Origin of the sequence: Leifsonia sp. 2TAF2, assembly GCF_052115085.1 — a bacterium.
Classification (GTDB): Bacteria; Actinomycetota; Actinomycetes; order Actinomycetales; family Microbacteriaceae; genus Leifsonia.
On the sequence record NZ_JBFRFY010000001.1, the window covers coordinates 703,327 to 725,796 of the forward strand.

Annotated in this window: 25 protein-coding genes; 16 read left to right on the forward strand and 9 right to left on the reverse strand. The window is 71.5% G+C overall.

Translation table 11 applies throughout. From position 1 onward, the window contains the following. Positions 1–53: 53 nt before the first annotated feature. The gene (locus AB4Z18_RS03370) at positions 54–1,439 is read right to left on the reverse strand and encodes a dihydrolipoyl dehydrogenase family protein (protein WP_441781291.1); all 1,386 of its coding nucleotides are present in this window, start codon (positions 1,437–1,439) and stop codon (positions 54–56) included. 73 nt (positions 1,440–1,512) lie between these two features. Here AB4Z18_RS03370 and AB4Z18_RS03375 point away from each other — a divergent pair, with 73 nt between their 5' ends. Continuing rightward, positions 1,513–2,433 carry an AraC family transcriptional regulator gene (locus AB4Z18_RS03375; protein WP_441781292.1) on the forward strand — a complete coding sequence of 307 codons (921 nt, stop codon included), beginning with the start codon at positions 1,513–1,515 and terminating at the stop codon, positions 2,431–2,433. Positions 2,434–2,443: 10 nt separating this feature from the next. Here the strand turns inward: AB4Z18_RS03375 and AB4Z18_RS03380 are convergent, their stop codons facing one another. Further along, complete coding sequence (locus AB4Z18_RS03380; RefSeq protein ID WP_441781293.1) at positions 2,444–3,094, reverse strand: alpha/beta hydrolase; 651 nt, start codon at positions 3,092–3,094, stop codon at positions 2,444–2,446. A gap of 115 nt (positions 3,095–3,209) precedes the next feature. On the opposite strand from AB4Z18_RS03380, the gene AB4Z18_RS03385 reads away from it, so the two are divergent. The 3 genes from AB4Z18_RS03385 (at position 3,210) to AB4Z18_RS03395 (ending at position 5,310) form a co-directional block, all read left to right on the forward strand. Then, positions 3,210–3,791 carry an NUDIX hydrolase family protein gene (locus AB4Z18_RS03385; protein WP_441781294.1) on the forward strand — a complete coding sequence of 194 codons (582 nt, stop codon included), beginning with the start codon at positions 3,210–3,212 and terminating at the stop codon, positions 3,789–3,791. A 78-nt stretch (positions 3,792–3,869) separates the two neighbouring features. Further along, a complete protein-coding gene (locus AB4Z18_RS03390) occupies positions 3,870–4,733 on the forward strand; it encodes an alpha/beta fold hydrolase (protein WP_441781295.1) in 864 nt (287 codons plus the stop codon). A gap of 7 nt (positions 4,734–4,740) precedes the next feature. Continuing rightward, positions 4,741–5,310, forward strand: coding sequence for a TetR-like C-terminal domain-containing protein (locus AB4Z18_RS03395; RefSeq protein WP_441781296.1), 570 nt, complete (start codon positions 4,741–4,743; stop codon positions 5,308–5,310). Between the two features lie 93 nt (positions 5,311–5,403). Here AB4Z18_RS03395 and AB4Z18_RS03400 read toward each other — a convergent pair whose 3' ends face one another. Beyond that, positions 5,404–6,981: a DEAD/DEAH box helicase gene (locus AB4Z18_RS03400; RefSeq protein WP_441781297.1), complete on the reverse strand. Its 1,578-nt coding sequence runs from the start codon at positions 6,979–6,981 to the stop codon at positions 5,404–5,406. Between the two features lie 256 nt (positions 6,982–7,237). Here AB4Z18_RS03400 and AB4Z18_RS03405 point away from each other — a divergent pair, with 256 nt between their 5' ends. Next, a complete protein-coding gene (locus AB4Z18_RS03405; RefSeq protein ID WP_441781298.1) occupies positions 7,238–9,469 on the forward strand; it encodes a HelD family protein in 2,232 nt (743 codons plus the stop codon). 70 nt (positions 9,470–9,539) lie between these two features. Here the strand turns inward: AB4Z18_RS03405 and AB4Z18_RS03410 are convergent, their stop codons facing one another. Genes AB4Z18_RS03410 through AB4Z18_RS03425 form a run of 4 tightly spaced genes read right to left on the reverse strand, consistent with a single transcriptional unit; the run spans position 9,540 to position 12,473 of the window. Next, positions 9,540–10,238: a DUF1684 domain-containing protein gene (locus AB4Z18_RS03410; RefSeq protein WP_441781299.1), complete on the reverse strand. Its 699-nt coding sequence runs from the start codon at positions 10,236–10,238 to the stop codon at positions 9,540–9,542. Continuing rightward, positions 10,235–10,801 carry a hypothetical protein gene (locus AB4Z18_RS03415; RefSeq protein ID WP_441781300.1) on the reverse strand — a complete coding sequence of 189 codons (567 nt, stop codon included), beginning with the start codon at positions 10,799–10,801 and terminating at the stop codon, positions 10,235–10,237. The genes AB4Z18_RS03410 and AB4Z18_RS03415 overlap by 4 nt, the downstream gene beginning before the upstream one ends. Before the next feature lie 50 nt (positions 10,802–10,851). Then, positions 10,852–12,153, reverse strand: coding sequence for an RNA polymerase sigma factor (locus AB4Z18_RS03420; RefSeq protein ID WP_441781301.1), 1,302 nt, complete (start codon positions 12,151–12,153; stop codon positions 10,852–10,854). Beyond that, a complete protein-coding gene (locus AB4Z18_RS03425) occupies positions 12,150–12,473 on the reverse strand; it encodes a YciI family protein (RefSeq protein ID WP_441781302.1) in 324 nt (107 codons plus the stop codon). Before AB4Z18_RS03425 ends, AB4Z18_RS03420 begins: the two co-directional genes overlap by 4 nt. A 100-nt stretch (positions 12,474–12,573) precedes the next feature. On the opposite strand from AB4Z18_RS03425, the gene AB4Z18_RS03430 reads away from it, so the two are divergent. From AB4Z18_RS03430 to AB4Z18_RS03455, 6 genes are all read left to right on the forward strand, one after another. Next, positions 12,574–13,071 (forward strand): EVE domain-containing protein, encoded by a 498-nt coding sequence (locus AB4Z18_RS03430; RefSeq protein WP_441781303.1) that lies wholly within the window; start codon positions 12,574–12,576, stop codon positions 13,069–13,071. After that, the gene (locus AB4Z18_RS03435; protein WP_441781304.1) at positions 13,068–13,703 is read left to right on the forward strand and encodes a 2-phosphosulfolactate phosphatase; all 636 of its coding nucleotides are present in this window, start codon (positions 13,068–13,070) and stop codon (positions 13,701–13,703) included. Before AB4Z18_RS03430 ends, AB4Z18_RS03435 begins: the two co-directional genes overlap by 4 nt. A gap of 42 nt (positions 13,704–13,745) precedes the next feature. Continuing rightward, positions 13,746–14,048 (forward strand): DUF427 domain-containing protein, encoded by a 303-nt coding sequence (locus AB4Z18_RS03440; protein WP_441781305.1) that lies wholly within the window; start codon positions 13,746–13,748, stop codon positions 14,046–14,048. 15 nt (positions 14,049–14,063) lie between these two features. Then, the gene (locus tag AB4Z18_RS03445; RefSeq protein WP_441781306.1) at positions 14,064–15,230 is read left to right on the forward strand and encodes a PQQ-dependent sugar dehydrogenase; all 1,167 of its coding nucleotides are present in this window, start codon (positions 14,064–14,066) and stop codon (positions 15,228–15,230) included. Between the two features lie 140 nt (positions 15,231–15,370). Further along, the gene (locus AB4Z18_RS03450) at positions 15,371–15,844 is read left to right on the forward strand and encodes a tetratricopeptide repeat protein (RefSeq protein ID WP_441781307.1); all 474 of its coding nucleotides are present in this window, start codon (positions 15,371–15,373) and stop codon (positions 15,842–15,844) included. Positions 15,845–15,892: 48 nt separating this feature from the next. Next, positions 15,893–16,390: a SprT-like domain-containing protein gene (locus tag AB4Z18_RS03455; protein ID WP_441781308.1), complete on the forward strand. Its 498-nt coding sequence runs from the start codon at positions 15,893–15,895 to the stop codon at positions 16,388–16,390. A 40-nt stretch (positions 16,391–16,430) separates the two neighbouring features. On the opposite strand, the gene AB4Z18_RS03460 is transcribed toward AB4Z18_RS03455, so the two are convergent. After that, on the reverse strand, positions 16,431–17,039 hold the full coding sequence (locus AB4Z18_RS03460; protein ID WP_441781309.1) for a GNAT family N-acetyltransferase: 609 nt from the start codon (positions 17,037–17,039) through the stop codon (positions 16,431–16,433). A 99-nt stretch (positions 17,040–17,138) separates the two neighbouring features. On the opposite strand from AB4Z18_RS03460, the gene AB4Z18_RS03465 reads away from it, so the two are divergent. From AB4Z18_RS03465 to AB4Z18_RS03480, 4 genes are read left to right on the forward strand one after another with little or no spacing between them, the layout of a single operon-like run. Further along, entirely contained in the window at positions 17,139–17,756 is a 618-nt protein-coding gene (locus tag AB4Z18_RS03465; protein WP_441781310.1) for a CGNR zinc finger domain-containing protein, read from the forward strand. A gap of 35 nt (positions 17,757–17,791) precedes the next feature. Continuing rightward, a complete protein-coding gene (locus AB4Z18_RS03470) occupies positions 17,792–18,553 on the forward strand; it encodes a LamB/YcsF family protein (protein ID WP_441781311.1) in 762 nt (253 codons plus the stop codon). Beyond that, complete coding sequence (gene pxpB / locus AB4Z18_RS03475) at positions 18,550–19,167, forward strand: 5-oxoprolinase subunit PxpB (protein WP_441781312.1); 618 nt, start codon at positions 18,550–18,552, stop codon at positions 19,165–19,167. The genes AB4Z18_RS03470 and pxpB overlap by 4 nt, the downstream gene beginning before the upstream one ends. Further along, positions 19,164–20,069 carry a biotin-dependent carboxyltransferase family protein gene (locus AB4Z18_RS03480; RefSeq protein ID WP_441781313.1) on the forward strand — a complete coding sequence of 302 codons (906 nt, stop codon included), beginning with the start codon at positions 19,164–19,166 and terminating at the stop codon, positions 20,067–20,069. The genes pxpB and AB4Z18_RS03480 overlap by 4 nt, the downstream gene beginning before the upstream one ends. A gap of 78 nt (positions 20,070–20,147) precedes the next feature. Here AB4Z18_RS03480 and AB4Z18_RS03485 read toward each other — a convergent pair whose 3' ends face one another. Further along, complete coding sequence (locus AB4Z18_RS03485; RefSeq protein WP_441781314.1) at positions 20,148–21,215, reverse strand: spermidine synthase; 1,068 nt, start codon at positions 21,213–21,215, stop codon at positions 20,148–20,150. On the opposite strand from AB4Z18_RS03485, the gene AB4Z18_RS03490 reads away from it, so the two are divergent. Continuing rightward, complete coding sequence (locus AB4Z18_RS03490) at positions 21,181–22,233, forward strand: SDR family oxidoreductase (RefSeq protein ID WP_441781315.1); 1,053 nt, start codon at positions 21,181–21,183, stop codon at positions 22,231–22,233. The genes AB4Z18_RS03485 and AB4Z18_RS03490 overlap by 35 nt on opposite strands. Positions 22,234–22,470: the final 237 nt, after the last annotated feature.

Sequence of the window (22,470 nt, forward strand, 5' to 3'; positions counted from 1 at the left end):
GCGGATGGGCGAGGACCGGTGGATAACGCTCAGCGTGCGTTCGCTGTGGACGATCAGGACACGATCGCGTCGAAGACCTCGTTGAAGGCCTCCGTCGTGCTCGGGTGCGTGTAGATCGCCGTCTTCAGCTGCGTCGCGGTCACGTTCTGACGCATGGCGAGGGCCACGGTGTTGATGACCTCCTGGGCGTCGATGCTGAGGATCGCCGCTCCGAGGATGAGATCGGTGTCCGCATCCAGGATGAACTTCATCACCCCACGCGTCTCTTCGACTGTGTACGCCCTCGGCATCGCCACGATGTCGGCGACGTTCTTGCGAGCGACCCGGAAGTTCAGCCGGGCTGCGCGAGCCTCCCGCTCCGTCAGGCCCACCGTCGCCAGCGGAGGGGTGATGAAGAGTGTGCGCGGCACGGCCACCCGATCGGCCGTGCTGCGCGTCCCGTCGCCGAGCAGCTGATCGAGCACGATGCGCGCATCATCCAGGGAGACGTAGGTGAACTGCGGACCGCCGGTGACGTCGCCTAGGGCGAAGATGTGCGGACGGCTGGTCCGGAGGCGCTCGTCGACCACGACGGCTCCGCGGGCGGTCGTCTCGACGCCTGCGGCCTCCAGTCCCAGCCCGTCGGTCGCAGGACGCCGGCCGGTGGCGGCGAGGAAGGCATCCGCTTCGACGGTCGTCGTCCGCCCAGCACTCTCGTAGGTGATGGCGGCGCCTCCGTCCTGATCGCGGACGGCCGTGACGCGGGCGCCGGTGACGATCGTGATCCCCTCGCCCGCGAGGATGCCCGTGGCCACCTCGGCGATGTCGTCGTCCTCCTTCGGAAGGAGACGATCGGCAGCTTCGAGGATGGTCACCTGCGAGCCGAAATGACGATAGATGGAGGCGAATTCGAGCCCGAGGTAGCCGCCGCCGATGATGACGAGGTGGCCGGGGAGCCTGTCGGCCCGCGTGAGGTCCGTACTGCTGACCCGGTGCACGCTCTCCGAGACACCCGCGATGTCTGGCTCGATGGGAACGGATCCGCTGTTGATGAGGATCGTCGGCGCGGTGATGGTGATCCGGTCCGCACCTTCTCCGACGGTGACGGTGTGGTCGTCGACGAAGCGGGCACGCCCGGTGATCACCGTCGCCGAGTCCTTCCCGTCGAGGGCCTCGAGGTTGCCCGCGCGGAAGGCGCTGGTGAGGGCCCGGACTCCCTCGATCGAATTGGCGAAGAACTCCTGGGCCTCGTCCTCCAGCCGCTTCGAGTTGGAGTAGTGGACGAGCATCTTGGTCGGGACGCAGCCGACGTTCGGGCAGGTGCCCCCATACATCTCCTCCGACTGCTCGATGAGGATGACGCGCTTTCCAGCGTCGGTCAATGCGTGCGCGGCGGTCTTCCCGCCCTTGCCGAATCCCAGAACGAGGACGTCGGCGGTGAGTGCTGTCGTGGTGTCCATGCACCGAGTGTGATCCGATCGGCCCGCGACAAATAGTGTGTCGGACCTCAGAAAGCTGCTCTAAAGTCTCAGCATGGATGACATCAGCCGTTTGCTGGGACTGGCCCGGCTCCGGGCGACCCTCGACAAGCGCTGCCTTCTCGGTGGCGCGACCCGGATGGATGTGCTGTACGGCGAACGCGAGGTCCCCTTCCACGTCCTGCTGGAAGGGAAGTGCCAGCTCGAGGTCGAGGGTTCCCTCTACTCCATGACCGCGGGAGATGTCGTCGTCATCCCGTCGGGCGGCCGGCATCGCATCCTCACCGCGGGAGCAGGTCGGATGCGGACGACGAGCGATGCGCCGGGGCGGACCTTCGCCGTGACCACCAGTTCGGACGGGTCGGATGCTGTCATCGATCTGTTCTGCGGCCACTACAGCGTCGCACCGGGCGCCGGATCCCTGCTCTTCTCCTCGCTGCCGACGCCCATGCACGTCTCCTTGTTCCGGTCCGAGGAGGGTCGCTCGGTCCTGACCCAGCTCAGTGCCCTGATGCGCAGGGAAGCCGAGATCGACGGGGCCGGATCGTCCGCCATCATGTCCGCCTTCTGCACCGTCCTGCTCGCTCTGGTCCTCCGGTCGTCGCCCGGAGCCGGGGCGCATGACCCGTTCTGGACGGCGGCCTCCGATCCGCGCATCGGCGCCGTCATCAGGGAGGTCGTCGAGGAGCCAGGCGCCGACTGGTCCGTGGAGAAGGCGAGCAGGCGGGCGATGATCTCGCGCGCATCGTTCTTCCGCTACTTCCCGTCGGCGACGGGGATGAGCTTCGGAAAGTTTCTGACGCGGGTGCGCATGATGGCCGCCTCCGACCTCCTGCTCGGGTCGGGGCTGACGGTCGCCGCCGTCGGCTCGCGGGTCGGCTACCGCTCGGAGGCGGCCTTCACGCGCGCGTTCCGGGCCGAGGTCGGGGACACCCCGGCACGCTTCCGCCGGACCCACGCCGGGCAGGGCGGATAGGCGCGACGCCTCAGCGCGGAAGGTTCCCGCGGATGAACGACGAGATGTCGCCCAGCTCCAGGGGCGAGATGGCGTGACCCATCCCCTCATAAATTCGGGCGTCGAGGGATGCGTGGCCCGGCAGCCACTCGGTCGTCCGATCGAGGGATGCCGTCGGGATCGTGTCGTCGAGCGTTCCGCGGCCCCAGAACACGGGCACGCGCGACTCGGCGAGCTCCGCATCCCCCGGCTGGCTGCCTTTCACGACGAAGCCCGACAGCTGAACCGCATAGTCGAAGCGCTCGGGGGCGAGGCGGAGCAGCTGCAGCGCCATCGCGCCGCCCTGCGAGAAGCCGAGCAGGCCGGTCGGCACGCGGGGCTGCTCATCGAGCCACTCGAGGACGGCTCGCGCCGCCGCGTCCGCATTGCCGGCGAGCGGATCGCCGGCGACGTTCGTGAACCGAGAGAACCACGCGAAACCGGAGCCCTCGGGAATCGGGGCGCGAAGCGACGCGATCACCGGCTCCAGCGGAAGATAGGCGGCGATGCCGAACAGGTCGGCCTCGTCGGACGCATAACCGTGCAGGAGGATCAGCAGTGGACGCCCGGCCCGGTCGCGTTCGGAGGCGGACCACAGGACGGCGTCGCGGTCGATGCGCAGGTCGGGAGTGGGAAACGGCACCCTCCATTGTCTGCCCCCGCGGGGATTCGTCCACAGCCCCCGTCGGAGTGCCGCTCATCCACAGGAAGTTCTGTCCCTCGTAGGCCGGGGCTGCGCACGTCCGTAGGATTCATGCATGAGCGTACGCACCCCGGATCCGGACCCCACGCCCGACCCGCTGCCCGGCGACGGCCCGCGTCCGGGCCCCGCCTGGCTGTCCGACATCGAGCTGGAGCAGGTCCGCCGCCGGCTCCCTCTGCTGTACGTGGAGGCGGTACCCGTGAGGGTGGACGGCCTCGGCCAGGTGACGGAGGTCGGCATCCTGCTGCGGGCGAATGCGGTGGGACAGATGACCCGCACCCTCGTCTCCGGACGCGTGATGTACGGGGAGACGCTGCGTGAGGCGCTGTTCCGTCACCTCGAGAAAGACCTCGGGCCCATGGCGTTCCCGCAGCTTCCGGCGAGCCCTGTGCCGTTCCAGGTGGCCGAGTACTTTCCGATGCCAGGGGTGTCCCCGTACACCGACGAACGGCAGCACGCCGTCTCCCTGGCCTACGTGGTGCCCGTCACCGGGACGTGCGAGCCACGGCAGGATGCTCTGGAGCTGACGTGGATGACGCCGGAGGAGGCGACGTCCGTGACGGTGTCCGAGGAGTTGGAGGGCGGTCGGAGCGCGTTGGTGAAAGCCGCCATGGCGTCCCTGGGTCGCATCGCCTGACGTCCGTCCACATCGACCCTTTCGCCGGATGCGGGAAAGGTATTGTGCTTTCCGGCTAATGGTATTAGCTTTACGGCTATGAACACTTCCGTCGAATCGCAGGTCCGCTACCTGCAGCGCCCCGAGGGGCGCGTGAGCTACACCGTCGAGGGCGAAGGTCCTCTCGTCGTGGCGGTCCCCGGCATGGGCGACCTCCGCTCCAGCTTCCGTGAGCTCGTCGAGCCGCTGCTCGAAGCGGGCTACCGGGTCGCGGTCACCGACCTCCGGGCGCACGGCGACTCCGACACGACCTTCGCCGAGTTCGGCGACATCGCGACGGCCAGAGACCTCATCGCGTTGATCGACGAACTGGGCGGCCCCGCCGTCGTGCTCGGCAACTCGATGGGCGCCGCCGCTGCCGCGTGGGCGGCGGCCGAGCGCCCCGACCTCGTCGCAGGCCTCGTCTTCTACGGCCCGCTGCTTCGCGACCCCGTCATGAGCGGAGCCGTCACCGGACTGATCCACGTGATGTACCGCGTCCTGTTCGCCCGGCCCTGGGGAGCCGCGGCGTGGGCCGGCTACTACCGCCGCATCCTGAACCGGGGCCGCACGGTGCCCTGGCTGGAGGCGCACACCGCCGACATTCGCGCGTCTCTGTCGGAGCCGGGCCGGCTGCGCGCCTTCCGCCGGCTCACCCTGCAGCTCACCCACTCGGTCGTCGAGCCGCGGCTGCCGGAGGTCCAGGCGCCGATGCTGGCGTACGTGGGCGACCGCGATCCTGACTTCCGCGATGTCGCGGCGGAGTGCGAGTGGATGGAGTCCATCGGCGCGCAGGTCGTCCGCGTGCCGGACGCGGCGCACTACCCGCACGCACAGCGTCCCGACATCACGGTGCCGGGGACGCTGGCGTTTCTCGCTCAGCGGCGGACGGCCGACGGCTCGGAGTGGACGACCGGTGCCTAGGGCCGGCTTGACCCGGGCGGCCGTGGCTGCGGTGGCCGTCGACCTGGTCGACGAGGGGGGCGCCGACGGCTTCGATCGCCTCACCCTGGCGGCCGTGGCCGGGCGCGCCGGCGTCGCTGTCCCGAGCCTGTACAAGCATGTGGCTTCGCTCGGCGACGTGCGCCGGCTCGTGGCGATCGAATCGGTGAGCGAACTCACCCGCGTCCTCGCCGGTGCGACGATCGGCCGGGCCGGTCCCGAGGCGGTTCGCGCCGCCGCCGATGCAGTGCGCGCGTTCGCACACCGGCATCCCGGCCGGTATGCCGCCGCCCAGGTGGCTCCGCACGGTGTCGATCCGGCGGACGCGGAGTTGGTCGCGCGGGCCCAGGAGACCGTGACCGTGCTGGCCGGTGTGTTGCGCGGCTTCGGACTGCCCGAGGACGAGCTGGTGGATGCGATCCGGATGCTCCGCAGCGCCATCCACGGCTTCGTCACGCTCGAACTGGGTGGCGGCTTCGGTCTGCCGGACGACCTCGATCGCAGCTACGCCGTTCTCATCGAGGGCGTCATCGCCGGCGTCGAGCGGCTCGCGGCGTAGCGCCAGGCGAAACGCCAACGCCGACCGCCGAGCACCGGAAACGCAGCGAGCGCCCGACCCCGAAGGGCCGGGCGCTCGCCGAAGTGTCGGGACTCAGCCCTGGGCGCGGCGCGAGCCGTTGCCGCGACGCACGGAGGCCTCGCCGCCGCGTGCAGCGGTGGCGCGGGGTGCGCCGCCGGAGCGGGATCCGCCGTCACGCTGGCCGCCGGTGCGCGGGGCGCCGCTCTGCTGAGCGCCCGCCGGACGCTGGCCGCCGCGACGGCGCGAACCGCCCGCAGTGCCGGCCGCCGCAGCGTCGCCCTGGCCGGAGCCGCCGCCCTGGCGACCGCCACGGCCGCCGGCGTTGCCGCCACGGCCGCCGTTGCCGGCGCCACCGTTCGCAGCTCCGCCGTTGCCCTGGCCGCCCGCGCGCCGTGCGCGCTTGCGCTGCGCGTTCGCGCCCTGCGATGTTCCGCCGCCACCGGCGGGCCGCTGCTCGTGCAGCGACGGCGCCACGCGGGGCGCGACGTCGCCGACGAGGGTGACGACCGCGGGGGAGGAGGCAGTGACCCGCTGCGGGGTCGCCGCGATCGCGGCCTTCTTGAGGAGCGTCTTCACGTCACTCGCCTGCGACGACATCATGACGGTGACGACGTCACCGGCGCTGCCGGCGCGGGCCGTGCGGCCGGAGCGGTGCAGGTACGCCTTGTGCTCGGCCGGCGGGTCGACGTGCACGACGAGCTCGACGTTGTCGACGTGGACACCGCGCGCGGCGACGTCGGTCGCGACGAGCACCTTGACGCTGCCGTCGCCGAATGCGGCGAGGTTGCGGTCACGGGCGCCCTGCGCGAGGTTGCCGTGGAGGTCGACGGCCGGGATGCCGGACGCGGTCAGCTGCTTGGCGAGCTTCTTCGCCTGGTGCTTGGTGCGGGTGAAGAGGATGCGGCGGCCGGTGCCCGAGGCGAGCGCCTCCACGAGGTCCTTCTTCTCGTCGGTCGAGTCGACCTGCAGCACGTGGTGGGTCATCGCCTCGACGGGGCTGTTCTCGTCGTCGACGGAGTGCAGCACCGGGGAGTGCAGGAAGCGCGTGACCAGCTTGTCCACGCCGTTGTCGAGCGTGGCGGAGAACAGCAGGCGCTGCCCGTCCTTCGGCGTGGCGGTCATGATGCGGGTGACGACCGGCAGGAAGCCGAGGTCGGCCATGTGGTCCGCCTCGTCGAGCACAGTGATCTCGACCGCGTCGAGGGAGACGAAGCCCTGCTTCATGAGGTCTTCGAGGCGGCCGGGGCAGGCGACGAGCACGTCGACGCCGGCCTTCAGCTCGGCGACCTGCTTGTTCTGCGAGACGCCGCCGAAGACGGTCGAGACGCGCATCCCGTAGGCGTCGGCCAGCGGGCGGAAGGTGGCGGCGATCTGGGTGGCCAGTTCGCGGGTCGGGGCGAGCACCAGCGCGAGCGGGCGTCCGGGCCGGCGGCGGCCGCCGGCGAGCACCGTGCCGAGGCGGGCGACGAGGGGCAGGGCGAAGGCGATGGTCTTGCCGGAGCCGGTCTTGCCGCGGCCCAGCACATCCTTGCCCGCGAGGGCGTCGGGGAGGGTGTCGGCCTGGATGGGGAACGCGTCGGTCTTGCCGTCGGCCGCGAGAACGGCGACGAGGGGCGCGGGTACGCCGAGTTCGGCGAAAGTCTGAGTCAAGGGGTGTGCCTTTCGGGCATCGTCCCGGTCGGCATACGGCGGACCGGGCTGGGTGGCGAGCGCACCGAGCGGCGCGATCGTTCGCCGTATGAAGAGAAGCGTGCGGGGCGTTGGCCCGGCGCGACGCGAAGCGTTCTACGACGCAGCGGGCAACATGGCCCGCAGCCTTCAGTCTAGGGCATACGGCCGAACGAGTGCTGGGAGCGCGTTCACATCGGAAGGTCGTAGACTGTCGGCCCGGAATCGAGAGGTGGCCATGGGCGTGCTGGAGTCAGAGCTCGAACGCGAACGCGCCGTGGTCGCGGGGCTCTATCAGAGGCTGGATGAGCTGCGCGCCGAGACGGAGGAACGGCTGGCCCGCGTGCGCCGCGACAGCGTCGGGAGCAACCATCAGGCGCGCAGCGAGCGAGACGCTTTCGCGCGCCTCTATGAGGATCAACTCACGCAGCTGCGCGACGTGGATGCGCGACTCGTGTTCGGGCGGCTGCTGTTGCAGGAGCCGGTGGACGGCTCTGACCACCGCTACATCGGTCGGGTGGGCCTGCGGGACGACGACCAGCGCTCGCTGCTCGTGGATTGGCGCGCCCAGCAGGCGGGCGCCTTCTACCAGGCGACCGGGAACGAGCCGATGGGTGTCCGCGCCCGTCGCCACCTCACGATGACGGGCCGCCAGGTCACCCGCATCGACGACGAGGTGTTCGACGAGGCGCTGCTCAATGGCGACCGCGCCGGGGAGCAGGTGCAGGGCGAGGGTGCACTGCTGGCGGCGCTCACCGCACAGCGGACCGGCAGGATGCACGACATCGTCGCCACGATCCAGGCCGAGCAGGATCGCATCATCCGCTCCGACCTGCGCGGCGCTCTCGTGGTGCAGGGCGGCCCGGGCACCGGCAAGACCGCTGTCGCGCTGCACCGCGCCGCCTACCTGCTGTATGCGAACCGTCAACGGCTGAGCACGTCCGGTGTCCTGGTGGTCGGGCCGTCGACCGCCTTCCTGCGCTACATCGAGGCGGTTCTGCCGTCGCTGGGCGAGACGGGCGTCGTCATGTCCACGCTGGGTGAGCTCTTCCCGGGCGTGGAGGCGACGGCCGACGATGCGCCGGAGGCTGCCATCCTCAAGGGTTCGGCGCAGATGGCCCGGCTGCTCGCCCGCGCCGTGAAGTCGCGGCAGAAGGCTCCGGATCAGGAGCAGACCATCGTCGTCGACAACGAGCGCCTGGTGGTGGCGCCGGACCTCATCCACCGCGCCATGGCGAAGGCGCAGCGCACCGGGAAGCCGCACAATGTCGCCCGCGTGACGTTCGTGAAGCACGCGCTGGCCGAACTGACCGAGCAGCTCGCCGCGCAGCTGCGTGCATCCGGCTCGACCATCGACGATGCCGACCTGAAGGTGCTGCATGAGGATCTCCGCACCTCGTACGACGTGCGGGTCCTGCTGAACACGGCCTGGCTGCCGCTGACGCCGCAGAAGCTGCTCCAGGACCTCTACGCGCGACCCGCGTGGCTCGCCGAGCTGGCCCCGCGCTGGTCCCCGCAGCAGCGGGACGCCCTGCGCCGCGAGCGCACCGCGCCGTTCACCGTCTCCGACGTGCCGCTGCTCGACGAGGCGGCAGAGCTGCTCGGCGACTTCCCCGGGCGGCAGGATGCGGTGGACCGCGAGCGCGACAGACAGCGCAAGCGCGACCTGGAGAACGCCAAGGCGGCTATCCGCAACATGGGAGTGCAGGGGCTCGTCAGCCCCGAGCAGCTGGCCGACGGCTTCGCCGAGCAGGCCGAGCGCGGCACGACCGCGGAGCGAGCGGCAGCCGACCGCAGCTGGACGTACGGGCACGTGGTCGTCGATGAGGCGCAGGAGCTGTCGCCCATGCAGTGGCGCGTGCTCGTGCGGCGCTGCCCGATGAAGTCGTTCACGATCGTCGGCGACATCGCCCAGGTCGCCTCCGCGGCCGGCGCGTCCAGCTGGCAGGAGGCGCTCAATCCGGTGTTCAAGGATGCGTGGCGCTTGGAGGAGTTGACGGTCAACTACCGGACGCCCGCGCAGATCACCCGCGAGGCCGAGCGCATCGCGACGCAGGCGGGCCTTCCGATCACGCCGACGCGGGCGGTCCGGGAGGGCGACTGGCCGATCCTGCGCGTGCAGGCCGAGAGCCGGGATCCCGACGCGCTCGGCGCCGCTGTTGCTGAGGCCGTGGCCGGCGACCGCGCGATCGACGGAGGCGGAACGCTCGCCGTCATAACGACTAAGGCCGACCTGCCAGTGGTGTCTGCCGCCGTGCTGGAACGTTTCGGCGATGCGGCCGGTCGCGGCGCTTCCGGACTCGGGCGCCCGATCGCGGTACTGACCGGCTACGAGGCGAAGGGTCTCGAGTTCGATGCCGTCGTGCTGGCCGACCCGGATGCGCTCGCGGCCGAGTCACCGCGCGGCGCCGCGTCCCTCTACGTCGCGATGACCCGCCCGACCCAGCGCCTCACCCTGGTCTCGCGCTGACGCCCACTCCCGACCCCCGCCATCTGTTCCTGACTTTTTCGCCCGACACGCCGTCGCTGGCGCGAAAAACTCAGGAGCTGTACGCGTCGGTGCCGGCGTAGCGCTCGCCGACGGGCACCTCGACGGCGAGGGTGTTGCCGGCCTGCGCCAGCGGGCACGCCCACGCCGGGTCGTAGGCGCACGACGGGTTGTACGCGAAGTTGAAGTCGAGCACGAGCGATGCCTCGCCGTCGTCCGCGTCGAGCCCGAGGTCGGCGCCCTTGATCGTGTCGATCAGGTAGCGCCCGCCCCCGTAGGTGCCGCCGGGGCGGCCGGCCAGCGCATCCTTCACGGGCACGAACAGGCCGCCGCCGTAGGAGGAGAGCCGCCAGACGTCGAGCGACCCCGCGAAGGGGATGCGGACGGTGCCGAGCAGCTCGAACGGCACGACGCCGTCGGTGCCGGTCTCCACATCCATTCGCACGGCCTCGGCCGCCGGGTGGATCGGCAGCTCGAACCGCCATTCGGGGTCGTAGGAGGACACGGGGAGGCCGGTGAAGCGCTCACGGTCCTCCGGCAGCAGCGGCGAAGCGGGATGCGAGGAGAACAGGTCGTTGCGGCAGGAGACCCAGTGCGCGTGCGCCTCGGCGGGGTCGTGCGCGGCCAGACGACGGACGGAGGCGTACAGCGCGAAGACGCGGCGGCGCCAGTCGGCGGTCTGCACCGCGGTGACGGCGCGCGCGGGGCGGTCGTCCGTCTCTCCGGCGGTCGCCGGTTCTGCGTTCGTCATGGCTGCTCCACCTTTGTCTGGTCGCTTGCGGGGACGGTTTCGTCCGGCTCCCGCACTTCGGGATCGTAAGCCCAGGTGGGCGCCAGCTTGCGGAGGCGCACTCCCCGCCACTGCCAGAACGCCCAGAAGGCGTACCAGGCGAACGGCGTGAGGACTCCGGCCCGCACGATCAGCTGGTCGCGATACAGCGTCCGCAGCCGCCCGTCCTCGTCCGGCCCGGCCGGATCAGGGGCGATGGCCATGCGGTGGTCGAGGTGCGGGATCGCGGCCAGCGCTCCGCCCGTCCCTCCGCCGCTGTCGTGCAGGATGCGGGTCGCCTGCTCGCGCGGATCGGTCGACCGCAGCGTGTCGAGCCGGATCGCCTGGGTTCCGACGGTGAACGCGCCGAGCGCCTTCACCCGCACGCGGTGGTCCGAGCCCCAGGTCGTGGGGAACCCTCCCGGCTCGTCCGACCTGAAGTCGAGCCACGGCATCGCGACCTCGCGGAAGGCGGTCGGGCTCTGCAGGGCACGCCAGGCGGCGTCGGGGTCGCAGTCGAGCGTCAGCTTGAGGAGCACGCGCATGGTCCCAGTCTCACCCCTCCGACGGCGCCGGGGGCTTCAGGATGTTCGACTCAGAGGCATTCTTCGGCTCGCGCCAGCAGCAGCTCACGCTCGCGCGCGTTGCCGGTCATCGCCGCGGCCCTCCGGAACTCCTGGCCGGCCTCCGCAGTGCGGCCCAGCCGCAGCAGCAGATCGGCCCTGACCGAGGGGAGCAGGTGGTACGACTCGAGCGCACCGTCGATGGCGAGCCGGTCGACCACCTCGAGGCCCGCCTCCGGGCCGTACGCCATCGACAGCGCGACTGCGCGGTTGAGCTCGACGACCGCCGACGGCCGAAGCTCGGCGAGCGCACCGTAGAGCGCCACGATCTCCTCCCACTCGGTCGCCTCCGGGGTCGGCGCGGTCGCATGCCGGGCCGCGATCGCCGCCTGGAGGGCGTACGGTCCGCGGCTAACTGCGGGTCGCCTGGTCAGCCGCAGGGCGTCGGAGCGTTCGAGCGCCGCCACTCCGCGGCCGATCAGGAGGCGATCCCAGCGGGACCGGTCCTGGTCCTGCAGCAGCACGGGCGAGCCGTCGGCCGCGGTCCGCGCTCCGAGCCTTGACGCTTGGAACTCCATCAGCGCGACCAGCCCGTGCACCTCGGGCTCGCGCGGGGTGAGCTCGGCGAGCACGCGGCCGAGCCGGAGCGCTTCGCGGCAGAGGTCGGGACGCATCCAATCGTCGCCCGCCGTCGCCGAGTAGCCCTCGTTGAAGATCAGGTAGATCACCTCGAGCACCGACGCAAGGCGCTCGGCGAACTCCGCGCGCTCCGGGACCTCGAACGGAACGCCGGCGGCGCTGAGGGTCCGCTTGGCCCGTACGATGCGCTGCGCCATGGTGGCGGGCGGGACGAGGAATGCCCGGGCGATCTCCTCGGTCGACAGTCCGCCCAGCAGTTTGAGCGTGAGCGCGACCCGCGACGCCTGGGCCAGGACGGGGTGGCAGGCGACGAAGACGAGCCGGAGCAGGTCGTCGCCGATCGGCTCCTGGGTCACCCGGGCCGGGTCGTCGGCGCCGAGCTCCTGCTCCAGGTGGTGCGCGATGGCGGCGTACCGGTCGTCGAGCCGCTCCCGGCGGCGCCAGCCGTCCACGGCGCGGCGTTTGGCGACGGTGGTGAGCCAGGCGCCGGGATTCCGCGGCACTCCGGTCTCCGGCCACTGCTCCAGGGCGGCGACCAGGGCATCCTGAGCAAGCTCCTCGGCCAGGCCGACGTCGCCGGTCACCCGGGCCAGCCCCGCGATCAGCCGTCCCGACTCGATGCGCCAGACCGACTCGACGGTCCGCCGCGCCTCCTCGGCGGAGGCCGTGCGCGCGGGCTGTTCCTCCTCCGTCATCGGCTCGCGTCGCCCGCCACCCGGCGCACCTCCACGGTTCCGCGGGTCAGCGGAAGTCGCCGCGCCCATTCCAGAGCCTCGTCCTCGCCCGCGGTGTGCAGCGTCCAGATCGCCGTCACCGCGTCGTCGGCGGGCTGGGCGCCGGAGGGGATGCGGCTCAGGATGCGGTCCTCCCCGTCGAACCGGATGCGCGCGCCGGTCCCCGCGGGCTCCAGCGGCTCCGCGGCGAGCAGCACCCCCGCGCGCACCAGCTCCTGCTCGTAGGAGTCGAGCGCCGCCGCCTCGCCATCGCAGGCGAGCGCCATCAGCACGAAACGCATGGTCACATCCTCTCGTCGAAACGGCCGTCCGTCACGGATACGTCGAACCGGACGCCGTGGTTTCGACACGAGTGACGGTGGTGTGCGCTACAACGGGAGCATGGCGATCCGTTACTGGCTGGGCGTGGTGCAGCTCGACCACGTCCTCCGCGGGGTGGCCGGCGGCTTCGCCCAGGTCAATCACGGGGCGCGTGCTCCGCTCGAACGGATGGGCGAGTCCGACGGCTTCGTCTTCTATTCGCCGCGCGCGTCCTACCCGGACGGGGAGCCGCTGAAGCAGTTCACCGCCGTCGGCCGGCTGGCCGACGACAACGTGTTCCAGGTGACGCAGGGTGCGATGATGCGCGGGCCGCAGGGCGACTTCCTGCCCTGGCGGCGCCTGGTCGAGTGGGACCACGACGCGGTTGCGACGCCCATCCGGCCCCTGCTCGGCGCGCTCGACTTCACTCGCGACCGCCCCGACTGGGGTTACCAGCTGCGTCGAGGGCTGATCGAATTGTCGCGTCACGACTTCGAGCTGATCCGACGGCAGATGCGGCCGTCACCGGGCGAAACACGGCGAGGCGGCCCGGACACCCGCATTACGATGGCCCGGTGACCCAGCCGACCGCTCCCCAGCTCGCTCCTGAGCTCGCCTCTGAGCTCACCCCCGAGTTCGCCGACATCCCCGCCGCGCACCGCCAGACGAAGTACCAGGTGCGCTTCGATTGGGCCGGCGACGGCGCCGCAGCGGTGGCCGCCGACGCCGACATCGTCGTTTGGGTGGATGCGCTCGGCGCCGAGACTGCGGAGGTTCCCGAGCTCCCTGGTGACGGAGCAGTGCTGACCGCCGGGCTCACCGACGCCGCGGCGGTGGCGCGCTGGATCCTCGACGAGCAGGTGCGGCTGGGCCGGCGCGCGATGATCGCGGTGGTCGCCGCAGGGGATACGACGCCGGCAGGCTCCACCCGCTTCGCCGTCGAAGACCTGCTGGCGGCAGGCGCCGTCGTCGACGCGCTCGCCGTGGCGGGCATCGACTTCTCCTCGCCGGAGGCCGCGGCCGCCTGCGCCGCCTTCGCGGGGCTCCGCGGCGCCGTGGCGCACCTCCTGACGGCCTCTGTGTCGGGCCAGGAGCGCATCGCAGAGGGCGCGACCCCGGCCGACATCGCAGCATCAGGCCGCCTCGGCTCCTCCGACGCTGTGACCGTGCTCCGAGCTCCCCGGCAGAACGGTGCACCCGGCGCGGAATGATCGCCGGCCGGCGTACGTTGCGCAGCACAGGAGGTTTTATCGATGAAAGCTGTACTGAACGACACCGTGATCGCCGAGGCGCCGCAAGAGGACCTCATCCGTATCGAGGGCAACTGGTATTTCCCGCCCGCGAGCGTGAAGTCCGAATACCTGGTCGAGAGCGCCACCCCGTACACCTGTCCGTGGAAGGGCGAGTGCCAGTACTTCTCGGTGAAGTCCGACAACGGTGTGCTGCAGGACCGCGCGTGGAGCTACCCGACCCCGTACCCGAGCTCCTTCGACCGTGTCGGTAAGGACTACAGCAACTACGTCGCGTTCTGGAAGGACGTCCGCGTCGTCGACTGACGGCCGGAGGCCACGATGATGCGTTCCGGCCGCCGCCTGGGCCTCACGGCCTTGGCGGCGGCCGCGCTCGTCCTGGCCGGATGCACCGCTCCGCCGCCGACGCCGACCGCGACCCGGACGCCGACCTCGACACCGCGGCCGACCGGCAGCTCGGCGGCCGTCGCCGCCGTCCCGTGGCAGCCGAGCGACCAGACGACGGTCCTCGAGACCGGGCTCGACGCTCCGTGGTCGGTGGTGCCGTTGCCGAGCGGCTCGGCGCTCATCAGCGAGCGCGACTCCGGAACCATCCGCGAGCGTCTCCCGGGTGGCGGATTGCGTGAGGTGGGGACCGTGCCCGGCGTCGTCCACAACGGCGAGAGCGGTCTGCTGGGACTGGCGGTGCGGCCCGTCTCCGCCCCGCCTTCCCTCTACGCGTACCTGACGACCGCCGACGACAACCGCGTCGTGCGGATGCCGCTCAGCGGCGTCCCCGGAAGCTACGCGATCGGCGCACCCGAGCCCGTGATCACGGGCATCCCCACGGCATCGAACCATGACGGTGGCCGGCTCGCCTTCGGTCCAGACGGGATGCTGTACATCACCGCGGGTGACGCCTCCGATCCCGCGAACGCGCAGGACGTCGCCTCTCTCGGCGGCAAGATCCTGCGCATCACGCCGGAGGGTCAGGTGCCTGGCGACAACCCGTTCCCGGGTTCGCCGGTGTGGTCGTACGGCCACCGCAATCCTCAGGGCATCGGCTGGGACTCCCGCGGCACGATGTGGGCGAGCGAGTTCGGCCAGAACACGTGGGACGAGCTCAACATCATCCACCCAGGTTCGAACTACGGCTGGCCGAACGTGGAGGGCGTCGGCGGCGACCCGAAGTACACCGACCCCGTGTACCAGTGGCCCACCGACGCCGCGAGCCCGAGCGGCCTCGCCGTGGTGGGCGACACCGTGTTCCTCGCGGCCCTTCGCGGCGAGCGGCTGTGGACCGCCTGGGCGACCAACGGAGCCGCCCCGGTGACCGCTGCGCCATTCTTCGAGGGACAGTTCGGGCGCCTCCGGGATGTGGTCGCCGTCGGTGACCGCTTGTGGCTGCTCACGAACAATACGGACGGCCGCGGCTCGCCGCGCACAGGCGACGATCGGCTGATCGAGGTGGCACTGACTCCGGCGCAGGCGGTCAAGCGCCCGGGGTGAGCCCCTCCTGCGGGTAGTCTGGGGGAGAATCACCGATCGGGAGCAGAACCCTGAGCATCATCCTCGGATACGATCCGACCACCCTGCGCGAGCGCGTCGATCTGCGCGCTGCCGGCGAGCGTCTGGATGAGCTCGGCAGCTTGCGGAGCCTCAGCGCGCTCAATGAGAAGACCGTGCTGCTGCGGCTGCTGGGCCGGCTGGACGAGGCGATCGAGATCGCCAACGAGGCGGTCCGCCAGGCGCGTTTCACCGGCGACCGCGAGCAGCTGCTCGGCGCGCGCATTCGTCGCGGTCAGGTGCTGCAGTACCAGGGCAAGACCGACGAAGCGGTCGTGGAGCTCACGGGATGCGTCGACGAGGCGCGGGGTCGGGAGTGGACGGCGCTCGAGGCGTTCGCCATCCAGAACCGGGGCAAGGTCTACTTCGACACCGGCGACTACGAGAATGCGCTCGCCGACATGACGGCCGCGGTGTTCCTGCGCGAGAAGCTGGGCGCGTCGCCGGCCGAGATCCAGGCGGCGCTCACCGCGGTGGCCGTCGTGCAGTCGGCCCTCGACGCGCAGCGCGGCACGTCGCCCACCGCGCGCGGTGAGAGCGACGCCGATCACGCGTAGGATGCTCGGCATGGAGGACCGGAGCGGCCCGGACGGGACTCGTCGCTGATGGCCGAACTCGACCGCGTGCGCCGCTGGGCGGAGGCGCTGATCGCCCTCCACCTCGATCCGGACGTTTGGAGCTTCGGCTTCGACAACGCGAAGACCCGCGCAGGGCTCTGCAACTACACGTCCAAGCGGATCACCGTCTCCCGCTACCTCGCCGCGCGCTACGAGGACGACGAGATCCACCAGATCCTGCTGCACGAGGTCGCGCACGCGCTCGCCGGTTCGCGCGCAGGGCACGGACCGCGTTGGCGTGCCATTGCTCTCGACCTCGGGTACGAAGGCAAACGCCTGCACGGCGGCGCCATCGCGGACGACCTCGCGCCCTGGGTCGGCACGTGCCCGAACGGCCACACGCACTACCGGTACCGCAAGCCCGCGCGGGCGCTGGCCTGCGGGGCGTGCAGCCGCCGGTTCGACGCGGCGAACCTCATCTCGTGGCAGCACCGCGAGGTGTCATCCGCTCAGCGCCGAGTGGCTGCGGCGGCCGCGACGGAGTAGGGCGGCGCTGCCGCTCAGCACCCTCGCTCAGACGCGGCGGTCAGGCGTGCGCGACGCCGAGGCGCGCGTCGAGCGCATCCCGAACGCCCGGCCACTCTTCGCGCAGGATCGAGTACACGGCCGTGTCGCGCCAGGTGCCGTCCGCGCGCAGTTGCGTGTGCCGCAGGACGCCCTCGAAGTGCGCGCCGAGCCGCAGGATCGCGGCCCGCGAGCGCTCGTTCATCACGTCGGCCTGCAGCTTGACGCGCTCGAAGCCGTGGTCGAACGCCGTTCCGAGCAGCAGTCGTTTCGTCTCGGCGTTGACACGGCCGCCCCAGGCTTCGGGCGCGTACGCGGTCCAGCCGATGTGGGCGGATCCGTTCACCAGGTCGAAGTCGCCGAGCGTCGTGGTGCCGACCAGCCGATCGCCGTCGCGGAGCACGACGGCGGTGACGTTGCCGGACTCCCACGCCAGGTAGCCGAGCAAGAACTCGCGCCACTCCTCGTACGTGTCCCGGTAGGCGGCCGGTCCGCCTCCCCAGCCTCCGGCGAACACCTCCGGGCGCCCGATCGCATCGAACAGGTCCGGCAGGTCGTCGAGGGTGAGGGCGCGCAGGCGCACCGTCGCTCCCTCGAGCTGCGCGTGCGGGTCCGGGCGCGTCGCGATCATCCGTTCAGTATGCCAGCGGGCCGGCGGCCTCTCGTCGGATAGGGTGTGGGAGGCCGCGACGCCAGCACTGACGCCGAAGTAACCGACTATATTGGTTACATGGCGACCGAAGCGATACTCACCCGAGGCACCGGCCAGTGGATCGAACCGGGCGACGGGCAGCGCTGGTGGTTCGACTCCGGCGCACTCGCCCTCGACTTCGCCTACACGGGCGGCCTCGATGAGCCCGACGTGGCGGAGTGGCACTCGGTGCGCGACGCGGCGGCGCTGAACGCCTGGCTCGTAGAGCGGTTCCCCGAGGTCGCACCGAGCGCGGGCGCCCGCGAGTTCCAGGACGCCGACGCGTTGCGCTCCGCGATCGGCCGCCTCGCCCGCCAGGCGAGCCTCGGCGAAACCCTCTCACCCGACGACGTGGATGTGGTCAACCTCTTCGCGGCGACGCCCGACATCCCGCCGGTGCTCGCCGGCGGTGGCCGTCAGGCGGGCCGCACGAAGGCGCGCCCGCACCAGGCGCTCGGGACGATCGCCCGCGACGCCGTGCGCCTCTTCGGACCGGACGTCGACGGCCGCATCCGTGAGTGCTCGGCGGAGGACTGCCGGCTGGTGTACCTCGACACGTCGCGCAGCGGCACCCGCCGCTGGTGCTCGATGCAGCGCTGCGGCAACCGGGCGAAGGTCCGGGCCCACCGGGCGCGCGCGGCGCGGGCCGCGCAGTAGGCGCGGTAGGCGGGCGGGCACGCCACAATAGGGGGATGGCGCGTTCCGTCGACCTCAACAGCGACCTGGGCGAGTCCTTCGGCGCATGGACCCTGGGCGACGACGCAGCTCTGCTGCGGATCGTCTCCAGCGCCAACGTGGCGTGCGGGTTCCACGCCGGCGACGCATCCACCATGCTGGCCACCTGCCGCGAGGCGGCGGCCAACGGTGTGACCGTCGGCGCGCACGTGTCATACCGCGATCTGGCCGGGTTCGGCCGGCGGGCCATGGACGTGCCGCCCGGCGAGTTGCGGGACGAGGTGCTCTACCAACTCGCGGCGCTGACCGGGCTGGCCCGCGTGGCGGGCACCGCCGTGTGGTACGTGAAGCCGCACGGCGCGCTCTACAACCGGATCGTCACCGACGAGACGCAGGCACGCGCCGTCGTGGATGCGGTGGCCGCGTTCGATCCGACCCTCGCCCTCCTGGGGCTGGCCGGCTCGGCGGTCGAGCGGGCCGCGGAGGAGGCCGGCGTGCGTTTCGTCCGCGAGGCCTTCGTGGATCGCGGGTACCGCTCCGACGGCACCCTCGTTCCGCGCACGGAGCCGGGCGCCCTGCTGTCGGATGTGGCCGGCATCGCCGGGCGCGCTGTCCGCATGGTGACCGCAGGAACGGTGGAGGCCGCCGACGGCACGGTCATCGACGTGACCGTCGACTCCCTCTGCGTGCACGGGGATACGCCCGGCGCGGTCGCGATGGCGCAGGCCGTGCGCGACGCGCTCACGCAGGCGGGCATCGAGGTGGGGCCGTTCGCATGAGCCGGCGCATCCTCCCGTACGGCGATCACGCCCTGCTCGTGGAGCTGGACGACCTGGATGCGGTGCTCGCCCTGTTCCGCGGGCTCGATGCGACCCGTCCGTCCGGCGTGGTCGAGCTGGTGCCCGCCGCCCGGACCATCGCGGTCGTCGTGGAGCCGCGCATCCTGTCGCTCAGCGCCGCCCGCGGGTGGATCGAGCGGTCGGAGCCGCTGGACGCGGAGGAGGTCGAGGAGCGGGAGGTCGTCCTCGACGTCCGCTACGACGGCGAGGACCTTGCGGACGTCGCCCGGCTGACCGGTCTCACCGAGCGCGAGGTGGTGGCGTTCCACACCGGGACGCCGTGGCGGGTCGCCTTCGGCGGCTTCGCGCCCGGATTCGCCTACCTCGTCGGCGACGGCGCGACGCTCGACGTGCCCCGACGTGAGACCCCGCGCACCACCGTGCCGTCCGGTTCTGTCGGGCTGGCGGGTGTCTTCAGCGGCGTCTACCCGCGCTCGAGTCCCGGTGGTTGGCAGCTGATCGGGAGCACCGATGCCGCGCTCTGGGACGAGACGGCCGACCCTCCCGCGCTGCTCCGTCCCGGCACGGTGGTGCGATTCCGGGAGGTGCGATGAACGTCCTCCACGTCCTGAATACAGGACCGCTCGCGCTCGTTCAGGACCTCGGGCGGCCGGGCCTCGCCGCCGTCGGGGTGGGACGATCGGGCGCCCTCGACCGTGGCGCCCTGCGGCTCGGAAACCGGCTCGTCGGCAACGACGAGGGTGAGGCCGGGGTGGAGGTGCTGCTCGGCGGGTTCGAAGCGCGCTTCGAGCACGACACGTGGTTCGCCGTGACCGGTGCGGCGGGTCCGCTGCTGCTGGACGACCGCGAAGTGGATGCGCACCTCGCCGTCCGCGCGAGCCCCGGCCAGGTGCTGTGCATCGGGATGGCGACCTCCGGCGCTCGGTGGTACCTCGTCGTCCGCGGGGGTGTCGCTGTGGCCCCCGTGCTCGGGTCCCGCTCGCGGGACACTCTCGCGGGGCTGGGCCCCTCGCCGTTGCGTGCGGGCGACGTCCTGCCGCTCGGCGAGCATCCCGGGAGCGACCTCCCCCTGCTCGACTTCGTGCCGGTCGCCGACCCAGTGCAGGGCGCCGTCGAGGTCCGGGCGCACCTCGGGCCCCGGGCGGATTGGTTCACTCCGGCCGCCCTGGATGCCTTCTTCACCATCGAGTGGCGGGTCGCCGCCGAGAGCGACCGCATCGGCGTGCGGCTCGAAGCGGCGAGGGCGCCCGCGCATGCGGCCGGTGTGCGGCCGCATCCCATGCCGCTCCTCGAACGGGCCGTCACCCGCGAGCTGCCGAGCGAGCCGATGGTCGCCGGCGCCGTGCAGGTCTCGCCCGACGGACGGCCGACCGTGCTGCTCGCCGACCATCCCGTCACCGGCGGCTACCCCGTGGTCGCCGTCGTCAGCGACGCGTCCCTGGACGCCTTCGCCCAGCTCCGCCCCGGCCAGCCCGTGACGTTCCGCCACGCCTGACCCGATTGACTGCGCCGACATTCGTGCCGAATGTCGACTTTGGGCGCGCCATTCTCGACATTCGTGCCGAAGCTCGACTCAGTCGCGGCGGGTGCCCGACTGGAAGATGCTGCGGGCGGGCGGAGGCGACGGCACGCTGGTCGCATCCGTGACGATCGGCGCGCCCGCGGCGAACGTCCGAAGCTCGGCCCCGGCGACCGCCTTGGCCGGATGCGGACCGCTCGCCAGCAGGCGCGGCAGCCAGTCGAGGGGGAGCGGCGAGTTCGATCCGACCAGCACCACGTTCCCGAAGCGCCGCCCCTTCAGTACCTGCGTCTCCGCGAGCGCCGCGACGTTTTCGACGACCGCGCCGAGCGTCGATACCTGGCTGCGGGCGAACGTCAGCGGCGGACCGTCGGCCACGTTGACCAGCACGATGCCGTCCGGCTTGAGCAGCGAGACGGCCGACCGGTAGAACTCCACACTGGTCACGTGCGCGGGAGTGCGCGACCCGCTGAAGATGTCCACCACCAGCAGGTCGACAGACCCGCGGAGGCCGGCGGGCAGCTTGCCGACGACTTCCCGCGCGTCGCCGTGGCGGATGCGGATCTGCGCGTAGCGGGGGAGCGGCAGCTGCTCGCGCACCAGGTCCACCAGCCGGCTCTCCAGCTCCACCACCTGCTGGCGCGAGCCCGGCCGTGTATAGGCGATGTAGCGCGGCAGGGTCAAAGCGCCCGCGCCGAGATGAACCGCGGTGATCGGCTCGCCCGGGTCGCCGATCAGGTCGATGACGTTGCCCATCCGCTGCACGTACTCGAAGAACAGCTGGGACGGATCGTCGAGGTTCACGTGGGACTGCGGGGTGCCGTCCACGACGAGTTGGTACGACCCGGGGACGTACCGGTCCGGCTCCACCGTCGCCAGGTAGCCGCTCTCCGACAGAACGACCGAGGGGAGGGGGGATGGCGGGTTCGGGGACACAACCGGCAGCCTAGCCAGCGTGGCCGCCGTGAAGACGCACATCAACGCGATCTTCGCCAAGCTGGCTCGCACGTGACAAACGGCAGCGCTCACCGCGGCGGCCGCGGCCGCGGCGGTAGCGGGATGGGCGCTCCGGGGGAAGGATGGGGCCGTGACCGACCCGAACCCCGACCTCGTCCTCGTCACCGGCGGCTCCGGCTTCCTCGGCGCGCACTGCGTCCTCGCACTGCTCAACGCCGGCTACCGGGTGCGCACCACCATCCGCTCCCCAGCTCGGGCGGCGGATGTGCGCGCGCAGCTCGCCGCCGGAGGGGTGGATGACCCCGGCGACCGCCTGGAGTTCGCCATCGCCGATCTCACGGCCGACGACGGCTGGGTGGATGCGGTGGCCGGCTGCCGCTTCGTCCTCCACGTCGCCTCGCCGTTCCCGTCCCGGCAGCCGAAGGATCCGGACGAGCTGATCGTCCCCGCCCGCGACGGCGCCCTTCGCGTGCTGAGGGCCGCCCGCGACGCCGGCGTCGAGCGGGTCGTGCTCACCTCCTCCTTCGCCGCCATCGGCTACGGGCACGCGCCCACCGACCGGCCGTTCACCGAGGAGGACTGGACCGAGCTCGACAGCGGACGCCGCATCAGCCCCTACGTGCGCTCGAAGACGATCGCCGAGCGCGCCGCCTGGCGGTTCGTCCACGACGAGGGCGGAGCGCTGCAGCTCGCCACGGTGAACCCGGTCGGCATTCTCGGCCCGGTGCTCGGCCCGGATGTCTCGGCGTCCGTCGAGCTGGTGCGCCTGCTCAAGGAGGGACGCCTCCCGAGGCTGCCGGACGTCCGTTTCGGAATCGTCGACGTGCGCGATGTCGCGGCCCTGCACCTGCTCGCCATGACGCGCTCCGAGGCGGCGGGGCAGCGGTTCCTCGCCATCGCGGGCGAGGTGATGAGTGCTCAGGAGGTGGCGCTCCTCATCCGGGGACATCTCGGCGAAGCCGCCGGCCGACGGGTCAGCACGAAGCTGATGGCCCCGTGGATGCTGAAGGCCGCCGCCCCGTTCAGCCGGCGTGTGCGCGACTCGCTACCCGACCTCGGGACGGTCCGCCGCGCCTCGGCCCAGAAGGCCATCTCAGTGCTCGGCTGGTCTCCGCGGTCGCGGGAGGAGGCGGTCATCGCGACGGTCGACACCCTCCCGACCTACCACCCGCGGCGGCCCTGAACCGGCCCTCGATCGGCTCAGAAACACCACCGGACCGGCGGGAATACCGTCGTCGACCTCGCGTTATACATCAGGACGCGTCCCGGGTCAAGAAAAGACTGGACACGGCGCGTCTGTTTGACATATAGTGGTTCTTTGCGCTCCCAGTCAAACTTCTGCCTTCATATTGCGGTCGGCTCTGACTTTCTCCGCGTGCCTGGTCCCGTCGTTTCGGGTCAAATACGGCAACGCGATGCG